Source organism: Pseudoalteromonas sp. SG41-5 (assembly GCF_014164495.1).
In the GTDB taxonomy this organism is placed as follows: domain Bacteria; phylum Pseudomonadota; class Gammaproteobacteria; order Enterobacterales; family Alteromonadaceae; genus Pseudoalteromonas; species Pseudoalteromonas rhizosphaerae.
Genome location: NZ_JACJFH010000097.1, coordinates 1 through 17,304, shown reverse-complemented (window position 1 = coordinate 17,304; position 17,304 = coordinate 1). Strand labels below are relative to the sequence as shown.

The window sequence follows — 17,304 nt, the reverse complement described above, 5'->3', positions numbered from 1 at the left end:
TTGAATACATCGAGGTTGATTATAATCGGACAAGAAGGCACAGTGCTCTCGGGTATCTAAGTCCAGTTAACTTTGAAAATAAAAATGTCGCTTAATGAAGTGTCCAGTCTGGCTGGAGCAGATCAAAATGGTGTCGGACAGTTAACTAAAGTTACTGATTCTACAGGAATTACAGAGTATTTTTATACACCACATGGTGAGATAAAAGAAACAAAACACCTACCAACTGGCACAGACTTTGTACAGATCGTTAAATATAACTATAACAATGTTGGTGATTTATCGCAGCAAACATACCCAAGTGGAATGATTGTAAATTATAGTTATAACTCTATAGGGAATATAATTAGCGTTACTGCTCAAAAAAATAACACAAGCAATATTATTGCAACTAATCTTGATTACTTACCTTATGGCCCTTTAAGTCATTTAGAGTACGGAAATAGCCTAACCCTAGAACAAGGCTATGATAATGCTTATCGGCTGACTAATAAAAAGGTGACTGATACATTTGATAAAAAATATATTTATAACTACCTTAATATTCAGTCAATTGATGACTTATTGCATTCGAGTTTATCGCAAAGTTATGAATATGATTTGATTGATAGGTTAACAAACGCACAAGGCCGCTACGGTGACTTAAGCTACACTTACGACAGTATTAGCAATCGCACAAACAAAGTAGTTAATTCGGTATAAATACCATACACCTACAGCGATGGCGTATTAAACAGCGTGAATGGCGTAAATAGATCATATGATGCTATAGGAAATACGCTTAATGATGGCACAAGAACCTATCAGCACAATCAAGCTGGGCGTTTAATAAAAACTAAATCCGGTACAGTTGAATATGACTACCAATATAATTTTCTTGGTCAACGAACTAACAAACAATGGCAAACAGCTAACTCAAATCAAAACGACCACTGCAAAGTAGTTGAAGTCATTAAAAATGTGAAGGTTCGGTCTGAGCCTGATAAAAACAGTACAAAAGTTGGCTATATAAAAGTCGGGCAAAAGTATGTTGAAACCGGCCTGCAAGGAAATTGGCGACGTATTTGGTATCAAAATGAGCAACGTTGGGTATACGGAAGAGGATATTTAGAGGGATCTATAGAGCAATGTTTTGAAATTGCAAATACTAGAACAGGCAATGTTAATGTCAGAGCAAGTAATACCAGTAGCTCTGAGAAAAGAGGTACAGCACCAGAGGGTTCTATGTGGGTTTTAGATAACTCTCAAGGTGATTGGCTTAGCTTTTGGTATGGTGCAGAGCTCAGTTTTGTTCATAGTAATTATGCTGTTATAGATGAAAAAAACAGTAGTAATCAACGTTATTATCAATATGATTCATCAGGTATGTTAATTGCGGAATTGGATGGCAGTGGTAAACCGTTAATTGAATATATCTATTTAAATGGTAAGCGTATCGCATTTGTAACAGCGGATGAAATTTATTACATCCATACTAACCATTTAGATGCGCCTGTTGCAATAACTAACAGTAATGGCGAACCTGTTTGGACTGGTTACTATACACCTTTTGGTAAGTTAGTTGAAACTAAAAATGAGCTCTCAGAAGAAATGGCATTACGCTTCCCTGGTCAATATGCCGATGCTGAAGCCGGTTTATATTACAACTACTTTAGGGATTACGATCCCGAATTGGGGAGATACATTCAGTCTGACCCGATTGGTTTAGCGGGTGGCATTAATACTTACGAGTATGTTAGTGGTAATCCGGTGAGCTTTATAGATCCATTCGGTTTAGCAAAAATATGTACAAGACCGTTAAATGGATTTAAAGGCTTTAGAACTAGTGGCGTATCAAACACTAATATAGGAATTTTTCATGAGCAGATTTTGTATAAGGATGGAACCAATAGTGGCTTTTCTGGTGATGGGTTGTTCGCTGATGGGTTCGCTTATACAGACTCTGAGACAAGTGCATATTCTTGCAAAAGCAAAGAATATGATGATGCTTTAATGAAAAAAGCAGAAGCTCGCGCTCAAATTTCATTTGACATGAAAAACTATAATGTTGTAACTAATAACTGTCAGGATTACGTTGATGAAGTAATAAAACAATATTACAACGTGCTCGCTGATAAACAGAGAATGCAACGGTGAAAATAAAATATATTACACCAACATTGATTTTGTTGTTAATAATGGTACATCCTTTAAATATATATGCCAAATGGCATTTAAAAACATTTTCTGGTGGTTTTGTTTATACACTATTAAACTTAACTTATGTTCCGTATGACTATTATCGGCAAATAGGGGAAGTTTGGGTTGATACAGATGAAAGTAGAACCGAGTATTTAAATCTAAAGCATCGCTATAAAGGAAATTATGGAGTTTATATCGCTAGTGAAGCCGTTCGAAATAAAAATCATACTTTTTCGGCAACAATGAATTGTTTAGATAAAGCAATTGAGCTGGAATCTAGTTTTAGTAATCTTACTGATTTAAATAGAGAAAAAGCTACTTCACTATTAATTGGAATGTATAGCGTAGGTGATGAATTTTCTAGTGAAATTAAATGCTCAATATCAATTAGCGAGAAAACACAGGGCCAGTTTTTTGTCTTTGTTAAGAAGTTGATACATTACTAATAAAAGAAAAGTTGTTTGAATCTAAAGCCTCACTAGCCGACGCTGTTAGGCAAATTAACAATAGAAAGATTAAACTTCTCAGGATTGAGCCACATTAGTTTCAACTCAGCTCTTTAATCGCATTACTTATGCCATCTAAACTCAGTGGGTACATGCGGTTGTTCATTAGCTGCTTTATAAAATCAATTGATTGATAGTAACGCCAGTGTTCAACCGGTTGTGGGTTGAGCCAGGCGACTTTATCAAAGTGATTAGTGATACGGGCAAGCCAAACACTGCCGGGCTCTTCGTTGTAGTGTTCCACTGAGCCGCCGGGGTAGGCAATTTCATACGGGCCCATAGTGGCGTCGCCAACAAAGATCACTTTATAGTCACTAGTGAATTTGTTGATCAGCGTCATAGTGTCGATGACGTTGGAATGGCGGCGCTGATTATCTTGCCATACGTGTTCGTATAAACAGTTATGGAAGTAGTAAAATTCTAAGTGTTTAAACTCGCTATGCGCGGCGCTAAATAATTCTTCACAGGTGTGAATATAGTCATCCATTGAGCCGCCAATATCAAACAGCATCAATACTTTTACCGCGTTGTGGCGCTCTGGTGCCATTTTTACATCCAGCATGCCGCCTTGTTTGGCGGTAGCACGAATGGTCTCGTTTAAATCGAGGGTGTCACTGGCGCCAGTGCGAGCAAACTTGCGCAGTTTTTTAAGGGCGAGCTTAATAGTGCGTGAGCCAATTTCACGATCGGAATCTAGGTTACGGTATTCGCGTTTATCCCATACTTTTACTGCTTGGCGATTGCGGTTGCCGTCTTGACCAATGCGCACGCCCTCAGGGTTATAGCCATACGCGCCAAATGGCGATGTACCACCCGTGCCCACCCATTTATTGCCACCAGCGTGGCGTTTTTGTTGTTCTTCTAGGCGCTCTTTGAGGGTTTTCATTAGCTCATCAAGGCCGCCCATGGCTTTAAGTTGGGCTTTTTCTTCATCGGTTAGGTGTTTTTCAAACTCTTTGCGCAGCCAATCTTCAGGTAAGTTGTGCTGCTGTTTTAAGCTCTCGAGTAAGTCGATATCGGCAATGCCGCTAAAGTAATCAGCAAACGCTTTATCAAACCTGTCAAAGTGGGTTTCGTCTTTAACCATTATGGTACGGGCTAAATAATAAAATCCGTCAACATCGGCAAATACCGCGCCTTTTTTTAGCGCGTTGATCAAATCAAGCAGCTCGCGCAAACTAACAGGTAAACGGTATTCACGCAGTTTGAAGAAAAACGCAACCAACATCTTAACGGCGACTCATAAAGGCAAGTTTTTCAATTAAGCTGATATCTTGTTCATTTTTAAGTAGTGCGCCAAACATTGGCATTAAACCGCCTTTTTGAGTTTTGTCATGCAGAGTTTTTGCATCGATGTCTTCAGCCATAAGCAGTTTTAACCAATCAAGTAACTCGCTGGTGGAAGGCTTTTTCTTAATGCCGTTGACTTCACGTAGATTAAAAAATACTTCTAGCGCTTGGCGAACTAAATCTTGTTTTACGTGTGGGTGGTGAACATCGATAATTTGCTGCATTTCGTCACTAGATGGAAAATCAATGTAATGGAAAAAACAACGGCGTAAAAAGGCATCGGGCAGTTCTTTTTCGTTGTTTGAGGTGATGATCACAATAGGGCGTTGTTTTGCGATTACACGCTCACCGGTTTCATAAACATGAAATTCCATTTTATCGAGTTCTAATAGTAAGTCGTTCGGGAATTCGATGTCGGCTTTGTCTATTTCATCAATTAATAATACCGGGCATTTGTTATGTTCTTCACCATAGGTAAATGCCTGCCACAACTTGCCTTTAATAATATAGTTGCCAATGTCGTTTACCCGGGCATCACCTAATTGGCTGTCGCGTAGGCGTGATACCGCATCGTATTCATATAAGCCTTGCTGCGCTTTAGTGGTCGATTTGATATGCCATTGGATAAGTGTGGTGTCTAAGCTTTTAGCCAACTCCTCAGCCAGCATGGTTTTACCTGTGCCGGGCTCGCCTTTGATCAAAAGTGGCTTTTCCAGCAAAATAGCCGCATTAACCGCTTGTTTTAACGCTGAACTTGCGATGTAGTTATCAGTAGAATTAAATTGCACGTAAATACCTATCTGGTCTGAGCAGTAAACAATATGCCTATCATGCCATAGTTAATCGGCTTCACCAAGGTAGCTAAAGCGTGGAATAATTTGGCCGTCTTTCTCGACGGTTTCGCTAAACATACTCAGTGGTCGTGCCCACATGCCAAACTCACCATACAAGGCTTGGTAGATAACTAATTGTTCGTCTGTTTCACTGTGAGTGGCGACGTATAGAACTTTGTACTTTGGGCCTTTGTAGTGTTGGTATATGCCTGATTTGAGGGTATGTGGTTTTATTGCTGTAGTCATGTTTTGATCTCTTGTATAATTTGTCTTTGCACTTTTAATGCTAACTAATTTGCCAATACTATGAACTATATTTCGTTAGATGATTACAAAAAAGCGTGGGTTTTTCGTCATAAAGATGCGCCAGTAACAGAACAAGACCTTGCCTTAATTAAACCTATGAGCCATGAGCGTGCCGCTGTTTTATGGAGCACCATGGTGAGCCGTGAACATGACCATCCTGATTTTTTTGAAAAAACAGACTGGTGTGGTAACGAAGACAATTTCTCGCAAATTATTCACTGGGAAGCAGCATGGGAAGCCGGCGCTGAGCAATTGCCAGCGGAGATCCTTGCGCACTTAGGTTGGCAGGCTAATACTACAGTGTATTTTTGTATCGCCCGCGATAATATTATCGAAACCAGCTTTGATGTGTTTAAACGCAATTGGCAAAATTTTATGTTTTTAGCTGATGGTAGTCTGTTATTAGGTAAGAAACGTGATGAAGTAGTGCAGTTTTTAGAAACTGGCGATGCTAAATTAGGTATAAAGTCACAAGTTAAGTAACCTGAGCTTTGCTTTTGTAAAGAGCAGAGCTTAAAAAGCAGTCAATACTGTGCTATAAAACAAGCAACTAGATGTTTTAGAGTATGATCGTTGGCTGCAAGCGACCCCTTTCAACAAGTCGATATTTGGCAATCAGATACACAACGTGTGCTATATGCACAGTTGTGCAATGCTTTTTATGCGCGGGAAATAGGTCAATTAGTTGTTGAAGTTAATGAACAGCGTTTACGCAAGCGATTAAAAAGTCTTCCTTATTATATAGAACGCGCAGCAACGGCCGTGGTAAATGGTCAAGTTCCTTTTCAGTTAGATCCGCACAATGGCTGTTGGCTTGATAAGCAAAAAGCTCAGCCTCCCAACGCAAAAAATAATGATGATTTTTATCAAACACATAAAAATGTAGGTTTAATTGTTCCGCTTTTACTCAATAGCGCAAATCAAACCCGTGTTGCAATAGACAGCATCGACCAAGTAAGCGACAATAAACTTCATTGTAATGAGCATGGTTGGTTTGACTGCCAAGGTCAGCCGCTTGAAGGGCAGTCGGTGGTGTTATTAAAGCCCACAAAGGCAACAATGGCCGCTGCTTGTTGTGGCCATCAGTGGTCTTTTGATAAACGCACTACACCGCGAACGTTATCACTGAGAGAAATGCTGCTAGCAGGCAATATCAATTGGCGTAATTTAAAACGTCCCCATGTTCGAGTTAAAAAAATATAATACCAGTAGCCTTAATCGCATTATAAATTTGTACTGGTAGAGTAAAATCAAGGAGTGTTTAATGCGACTGTTTCAATTCACGCTGCTGTGCTTAGCGTTATTTGTACAATATCGATTATGGTTTGGCCACAACGGTGTACAAGATTATAGTCGTTTAAAAGCTGCTGTTACTTCACATCACGATACTAATGCTCAATTGATCAAACGTAATAAAGTGCTTAAAGCCGATATTGAAGATTTAAAGCTTGGTCAAGAAGGTGTGGAAGAGCGCGCTCGAAATGAATTAGGGATGATCAAACCCGGCGAAACATTTATTCGTGTTTTACCTGGGCAGCAACAAAATGACAACTAATTATACCCTTGCAGCCATAGTCCCAGCCGCTGGCGTGGGAAGCCGAATGCAACATAGCGCACCGAAGCAATACATTCGCTTGGCTGGTAAAACAATTCTTGAACATACACTTGCTAAACTAGCGCAACTCAAACAGTTAACGACTATTGTAGTAGCCGTCAGCGATGATGATCCTTATTTTGCTGCGCTGGAGTTTATTGATCAGCGCATTGTCCGTGCAAGTGGCGGCAAAGAGCGAGCAGACTCGGTACTTAATGGCTTATTAGCGCTTGCAGATAACCCGCCTGATTGGGTGTTAGTGCATGATGCGGCAAGGCCACTGGTTACGCTGGCTGATATTGAGTGCTTACTTAGTGAATGTATTAACGCTGATGAGGGCGGTATATTAGCAAGCAAAGTGAAAGATACCATTAAGCGCGGTGCAACTCATAGCCAACAAACAGTGCCACGGGATGACTTATGGCAGGCGTTGACCCCGCAATTATTTAAGTACCACGATTTAACGCAGGCATTGCAAACTGCGCTTGCTCAGCAGGTTACGATCACCGACGAAGCATCGGCAATAGAATGGGCGAATAAGCCCGTAAAGCTAGTGGCTGGGCGTAGCGATAATATTAAAATAACCACTCCAGAAGATTTAGATTTAGCCAACTTTTTACTCCAAAAACAACACAGTGAGAATGCATCATGATTCGTATAGGCCATGGCTTCGATGTCCATAAATTTGGTGGCGAAGGCCCGTTAACTATTTGTGGTGAAAAGATTGCTTACCCACAAGGCTTTTTAGCGCACTCTGATGGTGATGTTGCGATCCATGCACTATGCGATGCTATTTTAGGCTCATTAGCAATGGGCGATATTGGCAAGCACTTTCCTGATACCGCCATTGAATATGAGAATATAGATAGCCGTATTTTATTACGCCATGTTGTTGATTTAGCTAAGCAGCAAGGCTATGTACTGGGTAATGCGGATGTAACGATAGTAGCGCAAGCGCCAAAAATGCTGCCGCATATTCAAGCCATGCGTAAGAATTTAGCCGCTGATTTAAATGCTGAACTGGACCAGGTAAATGTCAAAGCAACAACCACTGAAAAGCTCGGTTTTGAAGGGCGAAAAGAAGGTATTTCAAGTCATGCAGTGGTTATCATGAGCAAGCAATCACTATGAGCGAGTTAAATTATTTATACGGTGCACCACTATCTAAAGCTGATTTTAAAACCACTGCTGAAGATTTTATGGTGGACGAAGACTTAGGCATCGAATTTACCGGCAGTGGTGAACACGTCTGTTTACAGGTCGTTAAAAAAGGCGAAAATACCCAATACGTTGCTAAATTACTTGCCCAAAAAGCGGGGATTTCGCCACGTGATGTCAGCTTCGCTGGTATGAAAGATCGCCACGGAGTATGTAGTCAGTGGTTTAGTGTGCCAGTACCCATTAAAAAAGACATTGATTTTACTGAGCTAAACAGTGAATCACTGTTTATCATTGCTCAGCAACGGCATAATCGTAAGCTGCGGACTGGCTGCCACAAAGGTAATAAATTCAGCATTATTCTGCGTAATGTAACTCAGCCGTTAGACATTCTTTGTCGTATCAACGCGGTACGCGCCGGGGTGCCTAACTATTTTGGCGAACAACGCTTTGGTCACGATGGTCATAATTTAGTGATGGCTAAAAAGATGTTTGCCGGTGAGCGCATTCGTGACAAAAAACTACGTGGTTTAATTATCTCTGCTGCACGTTCTTATGTGTTTAATCAAATAGTGAATTTGCGTGTTGCTGAGCACGGCTTAGCTAAAACCATGCACCGTGAAGTGTTTATGCTCAGTGGTAGCAATGCATTTTTTGAAGATGCCATTAGCGATGAAAATATCGCTCGTCTTGCCTCTGGCGATATTATGATGTCTGCGCCATTGGTCGGCACTAGCGAAAAAGGCCTCACCGAACAAGAAAAAATATGGCTAGAGCCGTATCAAGATTGGTGTGAAGGGCTTGGTAAGTTAGGGCTGAAAAATGAGCGCAGAATGTTGCGTTTGATCCCACAAGATTTAACCGTTGAAACGATTGATGAAACTACCATTAAATTGAGCTTTGGTTTACCCAAAGGCACCTTTGCCACGGCATTGTTACGTGAGCTGGTGGATTACACAGATGCAAGCCCACGAGTACATAAAGAACAGGACGCTGAAAATGAAAATTCTTCTAAGTAACGATGATGGTGTTAATGCAAAAGGTATTGCAGTGTTGTATCAGGCATTGACGCAAATTGCAGACGTAACGTTAGTTGCACCTGATCGCAATTGCAGTGGCGCAAGTAACTCACTGACGCTACTTAATCCACTGCGTGCTACCACGCTAGATAACGGGTTTATTTCGGTCAATGGTACGCCCACTGATTGTGTACATTTGGGCGTGAATGAATTACTTAATGAAAAGCCCGATTTAGTTGTGGCTGGCATTAATCATGGCGCGAATTTAGGTGACGATACTTTGTACTCAGGGACTGTTGCAGCAGCAACCGAAGGACGTCATTTAGGCTTGCCCGCAGTGGCGGTGTCTTTGTGCTCAAAAGAAGGCAATCATTTTGAAACGGCAGCAGCGGTGACTGTCAGCATAATTAAAGAGCTGGCGTCACATCCATTGCCAAAAGATCAAATCATCAACATTAATGTGCCAGATATTCCGTTATCTGAGCTAAAAGGCGTGCAAGTAACGCGTTTAGGTGCGCGTCATAAAGCAGAAACCATGACTAAACAACAAGATCCATGGGGACGAGACATTTATTGGTATGGGGTTTTAGGTGCCGAAAGTGATGCCGGAGAAGGTACAGACTTTTATGCTATCAATAATGGCTATGCATCGGTTACGCCACTAAGTGTTGATATGACTGCGAAAGATAGTTTGGCTGCGGTTGGTGAGTGGCTTAAAACAATGGAGATCAACGGTGCTGGCTAATTATACTCGAAGTGCCCGTGCGCTCGCTGACCTATTACAGCGTGAAGGTGTTGAAGATAAATTGGTACTCAGCGCTATTGCTGATATTCCACGTCATGTATTTGTTGATGATGTACTTAAGCATAAAGCGTATCAAAATACGGCGTTGCCAATAGGTCAAGGACAAACAATTTCACAGCCATATATTGTTGCCCGTATGACCGAGTTACTGCGTTTGGCTGGCGTGCGCGATAAAGTACTTGAGATAGGCACGGGTTCAGGCTATCAAACAGCGGTGCTGGCGAAAACCTTTTCAAAAGTATTTTCGGTAGAACGAATTAAAGCGTTACAATGGCAGGCTAAGCGCCGTTTACATAACCTAGACTTATACAACGTTTCCATGAAACATGGCGATGGTTGGCAAGGCTGGCAGTCACAAGCGCCGTTTGATGGCATCATTGTAACCGCCGCTGCATCGCAAGTCCCGCAGGCATTACTTGATCAACTCAGTGATGGTGGGGTGATGATTGCGCCAATCGGTAATGAAGATCAACAACTGGTTATGGTTGTGCGCGAAGGCGAAAAATTTACTCAACATGTTATTGCGCCAGTTAGATTTGTACCTTTAGTCCCTGGCGACATTGAATAGGAAGTCACTTTGAAATTGTTTACTAAGTTATACGATATGGCATTAGTGTGGGCAAAACATCGCCACGCAGAGCGTTATTTAGCTGGGATGAGTTTTGCTGAATCGGTTATTTTTCCTATTCCACCCGATGTAATGCTCGCGCCGATGTCGCTTGCACAACCGAGCAAAGCATGGCGCTATGCTACTTTTGCTACAGTTGCTTCGGTGCTTGGCGGTATTTTAGGTTATTTGCTCGGATTTTGGTTGTTTGAACCTGTAGTAGAGCCATTAATAGCGCAAATGGGTTGGCAAGAAAAGTTTAATACCGCTTTAAGCTGGTTTAAAGATTATGGCGTATGGGTGGTGTTTTTAGCCGGTTTTTCGCCAATACCCTATAAAGTATTTACTATTGGTGCTGGGCTTTTGCACATGGCGTTTTTACCTTTTTTATTAGCTTCTGCTGTCGGGCGTGGTGCGCGATTCTTTTTAGTTTCAGCGCTAATGAAGTGGGGCGGAGTAAAAATGGAGCAAAAATTACGTCAATATATTGAGGTACTTGGCTGGGGGGTAGTGATTTTAGTGGTGGTTGCATACTTTTTATTACGTTAAGCATCTAAATAACTACTTTTAGCACAAGGAGCAAAACACCATGAATAAACAGTACGTCTTCTATGTTACTTTATTTACAAGTGTTTTGCTCAGTGCCTGCTCATCTCGACATGCCCCCGCTCCGGTCAGTAGTTTAAATACCAGTGTTAAACCTTATACTAGTAAAGTAAATATTAATGGTGACCGCTACACGGTTAAAAAAGGTGATACGTTATACTCGATAGCCTTTAGCGCCCAGCAAGATTTCCGCACGTTGGCAAAAAATAATGGCATACCAGCCCCTTACATAATCCAACCGGGGCAAACAATTTCTTTTAAAAATGTACCTGAAAAAATAAAAAAGCATAAAAAATATACGAAACCGAGTAAAAAGTCTACAAGTGACATACAAAAAAATAACAAAAAATTAAAGAAAGAGCTTGATCAGCCAAAACAACGAGAGTATGTTCAAAAACAAGCCAATAGGAAAATTAGTAAAAATAACAGTTTGTCCTCGACCCAAGTTAAGTGGTCGTGGCCAGCTAAAGGAACAGTAACTCAGCGTTTTTCAACCAAGGAAAGCGGTTATAAAGGGTTACAAATTACTAATAAAAAAGGTGTCGCTGTTTTTGCCGCAGCACAAGGGACTGTAGTTTATGCGGGTAATGCACTTAGAGGATACGGTAATTTAATTATTTTGAAACATAATGATGATTATCTTAGTGCCTATGCACATAACTCTAAGTTGCTAGTTAAAGAAAAACAGGATGTGAAAGCTGGGCAAAAAATAGCCGAGATTGGCAGTTCAGACTCTGAAGTGACGGCATTGCGTTTTGAAATCCGTTACCGAGGACAAGCTGTTAATCCTGAGAAGTATTTGCCTTAGCTATCGGTCGGGTATTGATCATAGTGATATAAGATCACTTGTTTGCTTGAGGGTACGCTCATGGGTAACACAGCAAAAATAGAAAAAACGAAAGATGCGATTGATGATAAATTTGATGATATAGCTGTCGCTGATACAGACTCTGAATTATTAGATGACGTCGATAAAGATGATGATAAAGAAGATGAAATATTTGCCAAAGAGGAAATCACTAAGAATTTAGATGCGACTCAGCTGTATTTAGGTGAAATTGGTTTTTCGCCATTATTAAGTGCTGAAGAAGAAGTCTTTTTTGCTCGCAAAGCATTAAAAGGCTGTAGCGCTTCTCGTAAACGAATGATTGAAAGTAATTTACGTTTAGTTGTTAAAATCGCCCGCCGTTATAATAATCGTGGCCTTGCGTTACTTGATTTAATTGAAGAAGGTAATCTTGGTTTGATCCGCGCCGTTGAAAAATTTGATCCTGAACGTGGTTTTAGATTTTCGACCTATGCGACTTGGTGGATCCGTCAAACAATTGAACGCGCCATCATGAATCAAACCCGCACAATTCGCTTACCAATCCATGTAGTGAAAGAACTTAACGTTTATTTACGCACCGCACGTGAACTAACGCAAAAGCTGGACCATGAGCCCACTGCCGAAGAAATTGCAGCGTGTTTAGACCGACCAGTTGAAGACGTAACTAAAATGCTGCGTTTAAACGAGAAAATCACCTCTGTAGATACACCTATTGGTGGTGAAAACGATAAAGCATTGTTAGATATTATTGCCGATGAAAAAGGCTTTGGCCCGGAAGGCGAAGTACAAAATAATGATATCAATAAGCACATTGTAGACTGGTTAGGTGAGCTTAATCCTAAGCAACGTGAAGTGCTTGCACGTCGTTTTGGTTTGTTAGGTTATGAGCCATCAACGCTTGAAGATGTGGGTCGTGAAATCGGTTTAACGCGTGAACGAGTAAGACAAATTCAAGTAGAAGCACTGCGCCGCTTAAAAGATATTTTGCAGCATGAAGGATTAAGTACTGATAGCTTGTTTGATCAGTTTTCATAATATTGATACAGCAATAGACGCAGCAACACAAACACACACAGAAAATAATTATTAAAAGCTGAGGAGCTAACTCTTCAGCTTTTTTTGTGCTTAAAGCATGCTACAGCAGCGATTTTAGCTTATATAGTAAATCTTGAGCTTGGCGTGGGCTTAAGTTATCTAGGTCAACCTCAGCGAGTTGTGCTTCTACCTGTGATGGTTCAGCTGCAAACAATGATGGCTGTACTGCATTGATATCAGCAGTGACTGGCTGATGATTCTCCAGCATTTTAAGCTTTTGTTTTGCCTGCTTTATAACTGCTTTTGGCACCCCAGCTAAGGCCGCTACTTGCAAGCCAAAACTTTTACTTGCGGCACCATCAAGTACGGTATGCATAAAGGCAATTGTGTCGTTGTGCTCTATCGCATCTAAGTGAACATTCACCAGTCCCGCTTGTTGCTCGGCCAGTTCGGTAAGTTCAAAATAATGGGTTGCGAATAAAGTTTTAGCGGATATTTTTGATGCTAAATGATCCGCTGTTGCATAAGCTAATGATAGACCATCGTAGGTACTCGTCCCTCGGCCAATTTCATCCATTAACACCAGTGACTGCGCGGTTGCATTGTTTAAAATGGTGGCTGTTTCGGTCATTTCGACCATGAAGGTTGAGCGACCTGATGCTAAGTCATCACTGGCGCCAATACGTGTAAATATACGGTCGATATTACCAATCTTAGCGCTGTCTGCTGGTACAAAGCTACCAATGTGTGCCATTAACACAATCAGTGCAGTTTGGCGCATATAGGTTGATTTACCGCCCATATTTGGCCCCGTAATGATCAGCATTTTACGCTGAGCATTAAGCTCTACAGGATTGGCAATGAAAGGGTCTTTCATTACTTGTTCAACAACTGGGTGGCGACCTTGCTTAATACTAATGTCATCGTTATCGCACAGTAGCGGTTTTGCATAGTTCAATGCAATTGCACGTTCGGCAAGGTTATTTAGCACATCTAAATCTGCCAGTGCTGCCGCCATTATTTGTAGCTGTTCAATGTGCGGGGCAATAAATTCAAACAGTTGTTCGTAAAGTTGCTTTTCAAGCGCCAGAGCTTTTGATTGGCTACCTAACACTTTATCTTCATGTTCTTTAAGCTCTGGAATTATATAACGTTCGTTATTTTTAAGCGTTTGGCGACGAATATAATCAGCGGGCACTAAATGTGCGTTGGCACGACTTACTTCAATAAAAAAGCCATGCACACGGTTATAACCGATTTTAAGGGTGCTAATACCGGTGCGTTCACGCTCGCGCTGTTCGAGTTGTTCAAGAATGTCGGTAGCGCCTTGGCTGAGTGAACGCCATTCATCGAGTTCACTGTTGTAACCCGGTGCAATTACGCCACCATCACGAATAAGTACCGGTGGGTTTTTAATCACTGCTTGCTCAAGTAATTGCTGTAAATCAGGTAATTCAGGAGATTGCGCGATGATCTGACTAATGCGAGGATCGCTGGCATCGGTTAATAGCTGGTGCAGTGGAGCTAGGGCTTGTAGTGCGCTACGCAGACGGGTTAAATCGCGCGGACGAGCGGTCCACAATGCTAAACGAGCAATAACCCGCTCAATATCACCTATTTGTTTTAACGACTCATGTAGCTCACCACACAGCTGTACATCGATAATGGCACTAATCGCATTAAGGCGAGCGTTAAGCTCAGGTTTAGAACGTATTGGTGTATGAATACGACGCTTTAATAGCCGTGAGCCCATCGCTGTTGCTGTTTTATCAAGTACTTGTGCTAAGGTGTTTTCAAAGCCACCAGAGAGGTTAACGGTCAACTCTAAATTTTTACGGGTGGCAGCATCTAAGATTACTGCATGTTCGTTATGTTCTAATGTGATGGCGCGAATATGGGGTAGAGCAATACGTTGTGTGTCTTTCACATATTGCATAAGGCAACCGGCGGCAACTAATGCAGCTGTTGCTTTATCAACCCCAAAACCGACTAAATCTTTGGTGCCAAACTGCTCGCATAACAAATGTTGTGCAGTGTCTAAGTCAAACTCCCATTCAGGACGACGGCGAATACCTTTGATATGCTCAATCAAATGAAAGTTGGCAAAGTCTTCGCTATAGAGTAACTCTGCTGGTGCTAAGCGTTGTAAAGTTGAACTAAATGCTTCTTCAGTATTTACTTCAACAATATTAAAACGGCCTGAGTTAATATCTAAGTAAGCAATGCCATACACGCCTTTTTTACTTTGCCAAACGCTGGTCAGTAAATTATCTTGGCGCTCTTGTAATAGTGCTTCATCAGAAATGGTGCCAGGGGTAACAATGCGTACAACTTTGCGCTCAACAGGTCCTTTGCTGGTTGCAGGGTCGCCTATTTGCTCACAAATAGCGACGGATTCACCCATTTGTACCAAACGAGCTAAATAGTTCTCTACCGCATGATAAGGGACGCCTGCCATAGGAATAGGATCGCCGCCGGCTTTACCACGGTGAGTTTGTGAAATATCAAGCAGTTGTGCTGCACGTTTTGCATCATCAAAAAATAGCTCGTAAAAATCGCCCATGCGATAAAACAGTAAAATATCACGATGCTCAGATTTTATTTTTAGATACTGCTGCATCATCGGAGTTTGTTGACTTATATTGTGCGGTGCATAAAGATCGAACGACATGTATTTACCCAAAGGCTGAATATGGAATTACATCAAGAGATTAAAACACTTGCTGCGCAGTTAGGCGCTATTTTAACGGATAAACGCTTATGGATCACTAGTGCTGAATCATGTACTGGTGGTGGAGTGAGTTATGCGTTAACAGATACTCCTGGCAGCTCGGCTTATATTGACCGTGCATTTGTAACATACAGTAATCAAGCTAAGCAGGATTTACTAGGGGTTACAGAGCAAACCTTAACTTTATACGGCGCAGTGAGTGAGCAAACTGTTTTGCAAATGGCCGCGGGTGCGTGTAAGGCCGCAGGGGCAGATATTTCGGTTGCAGTATCGGGTATTGCAGGTCCAGGTGGTGGCAGTACGGAAAAACCAGTAGGTTTAGTATGGTTTTGTATTCAAATTGGCGAGAAACAGTATCCGAGCCAACAGATATTCGCAGGCGATAGAGCGCAAGTTAGGTTGCAAGCTATTGTTTACTCATTAAAAACCATTATAGAAAAGATAAATTAATAAAATTAGCTTGATACTGTGATTTCATACAGTATACTTGTCTGCATTAGCCGGATTTGGAGAGTAAAATGAACGATAACAAACAAAAAGCGTTGGACGCTGCTTTATCTCAAATTGAACGTCAATTTGGTAAAGGCTCAATAATGAAATTGGGTGACAATAAAGCGTTAGATATTGATGCTATATCAACAGGCTCTCTGGGCATTGATATCGCATTAGGCATAGGTGGTTTACCTATGGGGCGTATTGTTGAGATATATGGCCCTGAATCATCAGGTAAAACAACGCTAACATTACAAGTTATTGCTGAAGCACAAAAAGAAGGTAAAACCTGTGCTTTCGTTGATGCTGAGCATGCACTTGATCCAATTTATGCCCAAAAATTGGGTGTAAATATTGATGAGTTATTAGTTTCACAACCTGATACAGGTGAACAAGCACTTGAAATTTGTGACATGTTAGTACGCTCAAGCGCTGTTGATGTGGTTGTTGTCGATTCGGTTGCGGCATTAACACCGAAAGCTGAAATTGAAGGCGACATGGGTGATTCACACATGGGCCTACAAGCACGTTTAATGTCACAAGCATTACGTAAGCTAACTGGTAATATCAAACGTTCAAACACTTTATGTATTTTCATTAACCAAATCCGCATGAAAATTGGTGTTATGTTTGGTAACCCAGAAACCACTACTGGTGGTAACGCACTTAAATTCTACGCGTCAGTACGTTTAGATATTCGTCGTATCGGTTCTGTTAAAGAGGGCGACGAAGTGGTGGGTAACGAAACCCGCGTTAAAGTGGTGAAAAACAAAGTTGCTCCTCCGTTTAAGCAAGCTGAATTTATCATCATGTATGGTGAAGGCATTTCTAAGCATGGCGAGTTAATTGACTTAGGTGTTAAGCATAAGCTGGTTGAAAAAGCAGGTGCTTGGTATAGCTACAATGGTAGTAAAGTTGGTCAAGGTAAATCAAACTCAATTAAGTTCTTGAAAGAGAACCCTGAGATCTCTAACGAGATTGAAGGTAAGTTGCGTGATATGTTGCTATTAAAAGCAACAATTAAGCCTGACGATATTGAAGACACAGTGTTAGCAGATGATGCTGAGCTTTAAAAGTATTTAATAAGCGCGATTTGACCCGCACTTAACATTAAAAAAGCCGCTAAATAATATTTAGCGGCTTTTTTGTGTTTGTAACAGCCAATACCTTAAGCCAATTGGGTGTAGATAATACCAATCTGCATAAAGATTAAGTCAATTTTATCCAGTCTCTAGAGCATATGCTTTTAACCGTATCAGGAACAGAAATGAATTTATTCCACGCTTGCGAAACCTGTTCGACTATTTCTTCA

Annotated in this window: 21 protein-coding genes; 17 read left to right on the top strand and 4 right to left on the bottom strand. The window is 41.2% G+C overall.

Annotated features, from left to right (window positions below; all coding sequences use genetic code 11):
* The 4 genes from H5232_RS19220 to H5232_RS19205 form a co-directional block, all read left to right on the top strand.
* Positions 1-95, top strand: a 95-nt coding sequence (locus tag H5232_RS19220) for an IS3 family transposase (protein WP_182761394.1), incomplete at its 5' end; no start/stop codon positions are given.
* Positions 85-702 carry a hypothetical protein gene (locus H5232_RS19215; protein ID WP_182761393.1) on the top strand — a complete coding sequence of 206 codons (618 nt, stop codon included), beginning with the start codon at positions 85-87 and terminating at the stop codon, positions 700-702. The genes H5232_RS19220 and H5232_RS19215, both read left to right, overlap by 11 nt.
* A gap of 36 nt (positions 703-738) precedes the next feature.
* On the top strand, positions 739-2,136 hold the full coding sequence (locus H5232_RS24665) for an RHS repeat-associated core domain-containing protein (RefSeq protein WP_220496099.1): 1,398 nt from the start codon (positions 739-741) through the stop codon (positions 2,134-2,136).
* Entirely contained in the window at positions 2,133-2,627 is a 495-nt protein-coding gene (locus H5232_RS19205) for a hypothetical protein (RefSeq protein ID WP_182831341.1), read from the top strand. The genes H5232_RS24665 and H5232_RS19205 overlap by 4 nt, the downstream gene beginning before the upstream one ends.
* Positions 2,628-2,727: 100 nt before the next feature.
* Here H5232_RS19205 and H5232_RS19200 read toward each other — a convergent pair whose 3' ends face one another.
* The 3 genes from H5232_RS19200 to H5232_RS19190 are packed head-to-tail and all read right to left on the bottom strand — an operon-like array spanning position 2,728 to position 5,056.
* A complete protein-coding gene (locus tag H5232_RS19200; protein WP_182761391.1) occupies positions 2,728-3,915 on the bottom strand; it encodes a VWA domain-containing protein in 1,188 nt (395 codons plus the stop codon).
* Position 3,916: 1 nt separating this feature from the next.
* Complete coding sequence (locus H5232_RS19195) at positions 3,917-4,765, bottom strand: MoxR family ATPase (RefSeq protein ID WP_182761390.1); 849 nt, start codon at positions 4,763-4,765, stop codon at positions 3,917-3,919.
* A gap of 51 nt (positions 4,766-4,816) precedes the next feature.
* Entirely contained in the window at positions 4,817-5,056 is a 240-nt protein-coding gene (locus H5232_RS19190; RefSeq protein ID WP_145235257.1) for a DUF1653 domain-containing protein, read from the bottom strand.
* A 60-nt stretch (positions 5,057-5,116) separates the two neighbouring features.
* On the opposite strand from H5232_RS19190, the gene H5232_RS19185 reads away from it, so the two are divergent.
* The 11 genes from H5232_RS19185 (at position 5,117) to rpoS (ending at position 12,769) form a co-directional block, all read left to right on the top strand.
* The gene (locus tag H5232_RS19185; protein WP_182761389.1) at positions 5,117-5,599 is read left to right on the top strand and encodes a DUF2947 domain-containing protein; all 483 of its coding nucleotides are present in this window, start codon (positions 5,117-5,119) and stop codon (positions 5,597-5,599) included.
* A 90-nt stretch (positions 5,600-5,689) separates the two neighbouring features.
* The gene (locus H5232_RS19180; RefSeq protein ID WP_182731534.1) at positions 5,690-6,319 is read left to right on the top strand and encodes a hypothetical protein; all 630 of its coding nucleotides are present in this window, start codon (positions 5,690-5,692) and stop codon (positions 6,317-6,319) included.
* Between the two features lie 61 nt (positions 6,320-6,380).
* Positions 6,381-6,671 (top strand): cell division protein FtsB, encoded by a 291-nt coding sequence (ftsB, locus tag H5232_RS19175; protein ID WP_145235264.1) that lies wholly within the window; start codon positions 6,381-6,383, stop codon positions 6,669-6,671.
* The gene (gene ispD, locus H5232_RS19170; protein ID WP_182761388.1) at positions 6,661-7,362 is read left to right on the top strand and encodes a 2-C-methyl-D-erythritol 4-phosphate cytidylyltransferase; all 702 of its coding nucleotides are present in this window, start codon (positions 6,661-6,663) and stop codon (positions 7,360-7,362) included. The genes ftsB and ispD overlap by 11 nt, the downstream gene beginning before the upstream one ends.
* Positions 7,359-7,841 carry a 2-C-methyl-D-erythritol 2,4-cyclodiphosphate synthase gene (ispF, locus tag H5232_RS19165; RefSeq protein WP_182761387.1) on the top strand — a complete coding sequence of 161 codons (483 nt, stop codon included), beginning with the start codon at positions 7,359-7,361 and terminating at the stop codon, positions 7,839-7,841. Before ispD ends, ispF begins: the two co-directional genes overlap by 4 nt.
* Entirely contained in the window at positions 7,838-8,887 is a 1,050-nt protein-coding gene (gene truD / locus H5232_RS19160) for a tRNA pseudouridine(13) synthase TruD (protein WP_182731531.1), read from the top strand. The genes ispF and truD overlap by 4 nt, the downstream gene beginning before the upstream one ends.
* Positions 8,868-9,632 carry a 5'/3'-nucleotidase SurE gene (gene surE / locus H5232_RS19155; protein ID WP_145235272.1) on the top strand — a complete coding sequence of 255 codons (765 nt, stop codon included), beginning with the start codon at positions 8,868-8,870 and terminating at the stop codon, positions 9,630-9,632. Before truD ends, surE begins: the two co-directional genes overlap by 20 nt.
* Positions 9,622-10,260: a protein-L-isoaspartate(D-aspartate) O-methyltransferase gene (locus tag H5232_RS19150; protein ID WP_145235274.1), complete on the top strand. Its 639-nt coding sequence runs from the start codon at positions 9,622-9,624 to the stop codon at positions 10,258-10,260. Before surE ends, H5232_RS19150 begins: the two co-directional genes overlap by 11 nt.
* A gap of 9 nt (positions 10,261-10,269) precedes the next feature.
* Positions 10,270-10,848, top strand: coding sequence for a YqaA family protein (locus H5232_RS19145; RefSeq protein ID WP_182761386.1), 579 nt, complete (start codon positions 10,270-10,272; stop codon positions 10,846-10,848).
* 40 nt (positions 10,849-10,888) lie between these two features.
* A complete protein-coding gene (locus H5232_RS19140; RefSeq protein WP_182761385.1) occupies positions 10,889-11,713 on the top strand; it encodes a peptidoglycan DD-metalloendopeptidase family protein in 825 nt (274 codons plus the stop codon).
* Between the two features lie 60 nt (positions 11,714-11,773).
* Positions 11,774-12,769 carry an RNA polymerase sigma factor RpoS gene (gene rpoS / locus H5232_RS19135; protein WP_145235280.1) on the top strand — a complete coding sequence of 332 codons (996 nt, stop codon included), beginning with the start codon at positions 11,774-11,776 and terminating at the stop codon, positions 12,767-12,769.
* Positions 12,770-12,869: 100 nt separating this feature from the next.
* On the opposite strand, the gene mutS is transcribed toward rpoS, so the two are convergent.
* Positions 12,870-15,440 carry a DNA mismatch repair protein MutS gene (gene mutS / locus H5232_RS19130; protein ID WP_182831340.1) on the bottom strand — a complete coding sequence of 857 codons (2,571 nt, stop codon included), beginning with the start codon at positions 15,438-15,440 and terminating at the stop codon, positions 12,870-12,872.
* Between the two features lie 21 nt (positions 15,441-15,461).
* Here mutS and H5232_RS19125 point away from each other — a divergent pair, with 21 nt between their 5' ends.
* Together H5232_RS19125 and recA are read left to right on the top strand one after the other, a co-directional pair.
* Complete coding sequence (locus tag H5232_RS19125) at positions 15,462-15,950, top strand: CinA family protein (RefSeq protein ID WP_145235284.1); 489 nt, start codon at positions 15,462-15,464, stop codon at positions 15,948-15,950.
* 68 nt (positions 15,951-16,018) lie between these two features.
* Entirely contained in the window at positions 16,019-17,065 is a 1,047-nt protein-coding gene (gene recA, locus H5232_RS19120) for a recombinase RecA (protein ID WP_149982137.1), read from the top strand.
* The last annotated feature ends 239 nt before the right edge of the window (positions 17,066-17,304 follow it).

Coding starts and splice junctions, on each gene's coding strand:
- H5232_RS19215 (WP_182761393.1), top strand. CDS start 85: ATGTCGCTTAATGAAGTGTCCAGTCTGGCTGGAGCAGATCAAAATGGT.
- H5232_RS19200 (WP_182761391.1), bottom strand. CDS start 3,915: ATGTTGGTTGCGTTTTTCTTCAAACTGCGTGAATACCGTTTACCTGTT.
- H5232_RS19190 (WP_145235257.1), bottom strand. CDS start 5,056: ATGACTACAGCAATAAAACCACATACCCTCAAATCAGGCATATACCAA.
- H5232_RS19185 (WP_182761389.1), top strand. CDS start 5,117: ATGAACTATATTTCGTTAGATGATTACAAAAAAGCGTGGGTTTTTCGT.
- ftsB (WP_145235264.1), top strand. CDS start 6,381: ATGCGACTGTTTCAATTCACGCTGCTGTGCTTAGCGTTATTTGTACAA.
- ispD (WP_182761388.1), top strand. CDS start 6,661: ATGACAACTAATTATACCCTTGCAGCCATAGTCCCAGCCGCTGGCGTG.
- ispF (WP_182761387.1), top strand. CDS start 7,359: ATGATTCGTATAGGCCATGGCTTCGATGTCCATAAATTTGGTGGCGAA.
- truD (WP_182731531.1), top strand. CDS start 7,838: ATGAGCGAGTTAAATTATTTATACGGTGCACCACTATCTAAAGCTGAT.
- surE (WP_145235272.1), top strand. CDS start 8,868: ATGAAAATTCTTCTAAGTAACGATGATGGTGTTAATGCAAAAGGTATT.
- H5232_RS19140 (WP_182761385.1), top strand. CDS start 10,889: ATGAATAAACAGTACGTCTTCTATGTTACTTTATTTACAAGTGTTTTG.
- rpoS (WP_145235280.1), top strand. CDS start 11,774: ATGGGTAACACAGCAAAAATAGAAAAAACGAAAGATGCGATTGATGAT.
- mutS (WP_182831340.1), bottom strand. CDS start 15,440: ATGTCGTTCGATCTTTATGCACCGCACAATATAAGTCAACAAACTCCG.
- H5232_RS19125 (WP_145235284.1), top strand. CDS start 15,462: ATGGAATTACATCAAGAGATTAAAACACTTGCTGCGCAGTTAGGCGCT.
- recA (WP_149982137.1), top strand. CDS start 16,019: ATGAACGATAACAAACAAAAAGCGTTGGACGCTGCTTTATCTCAAATT.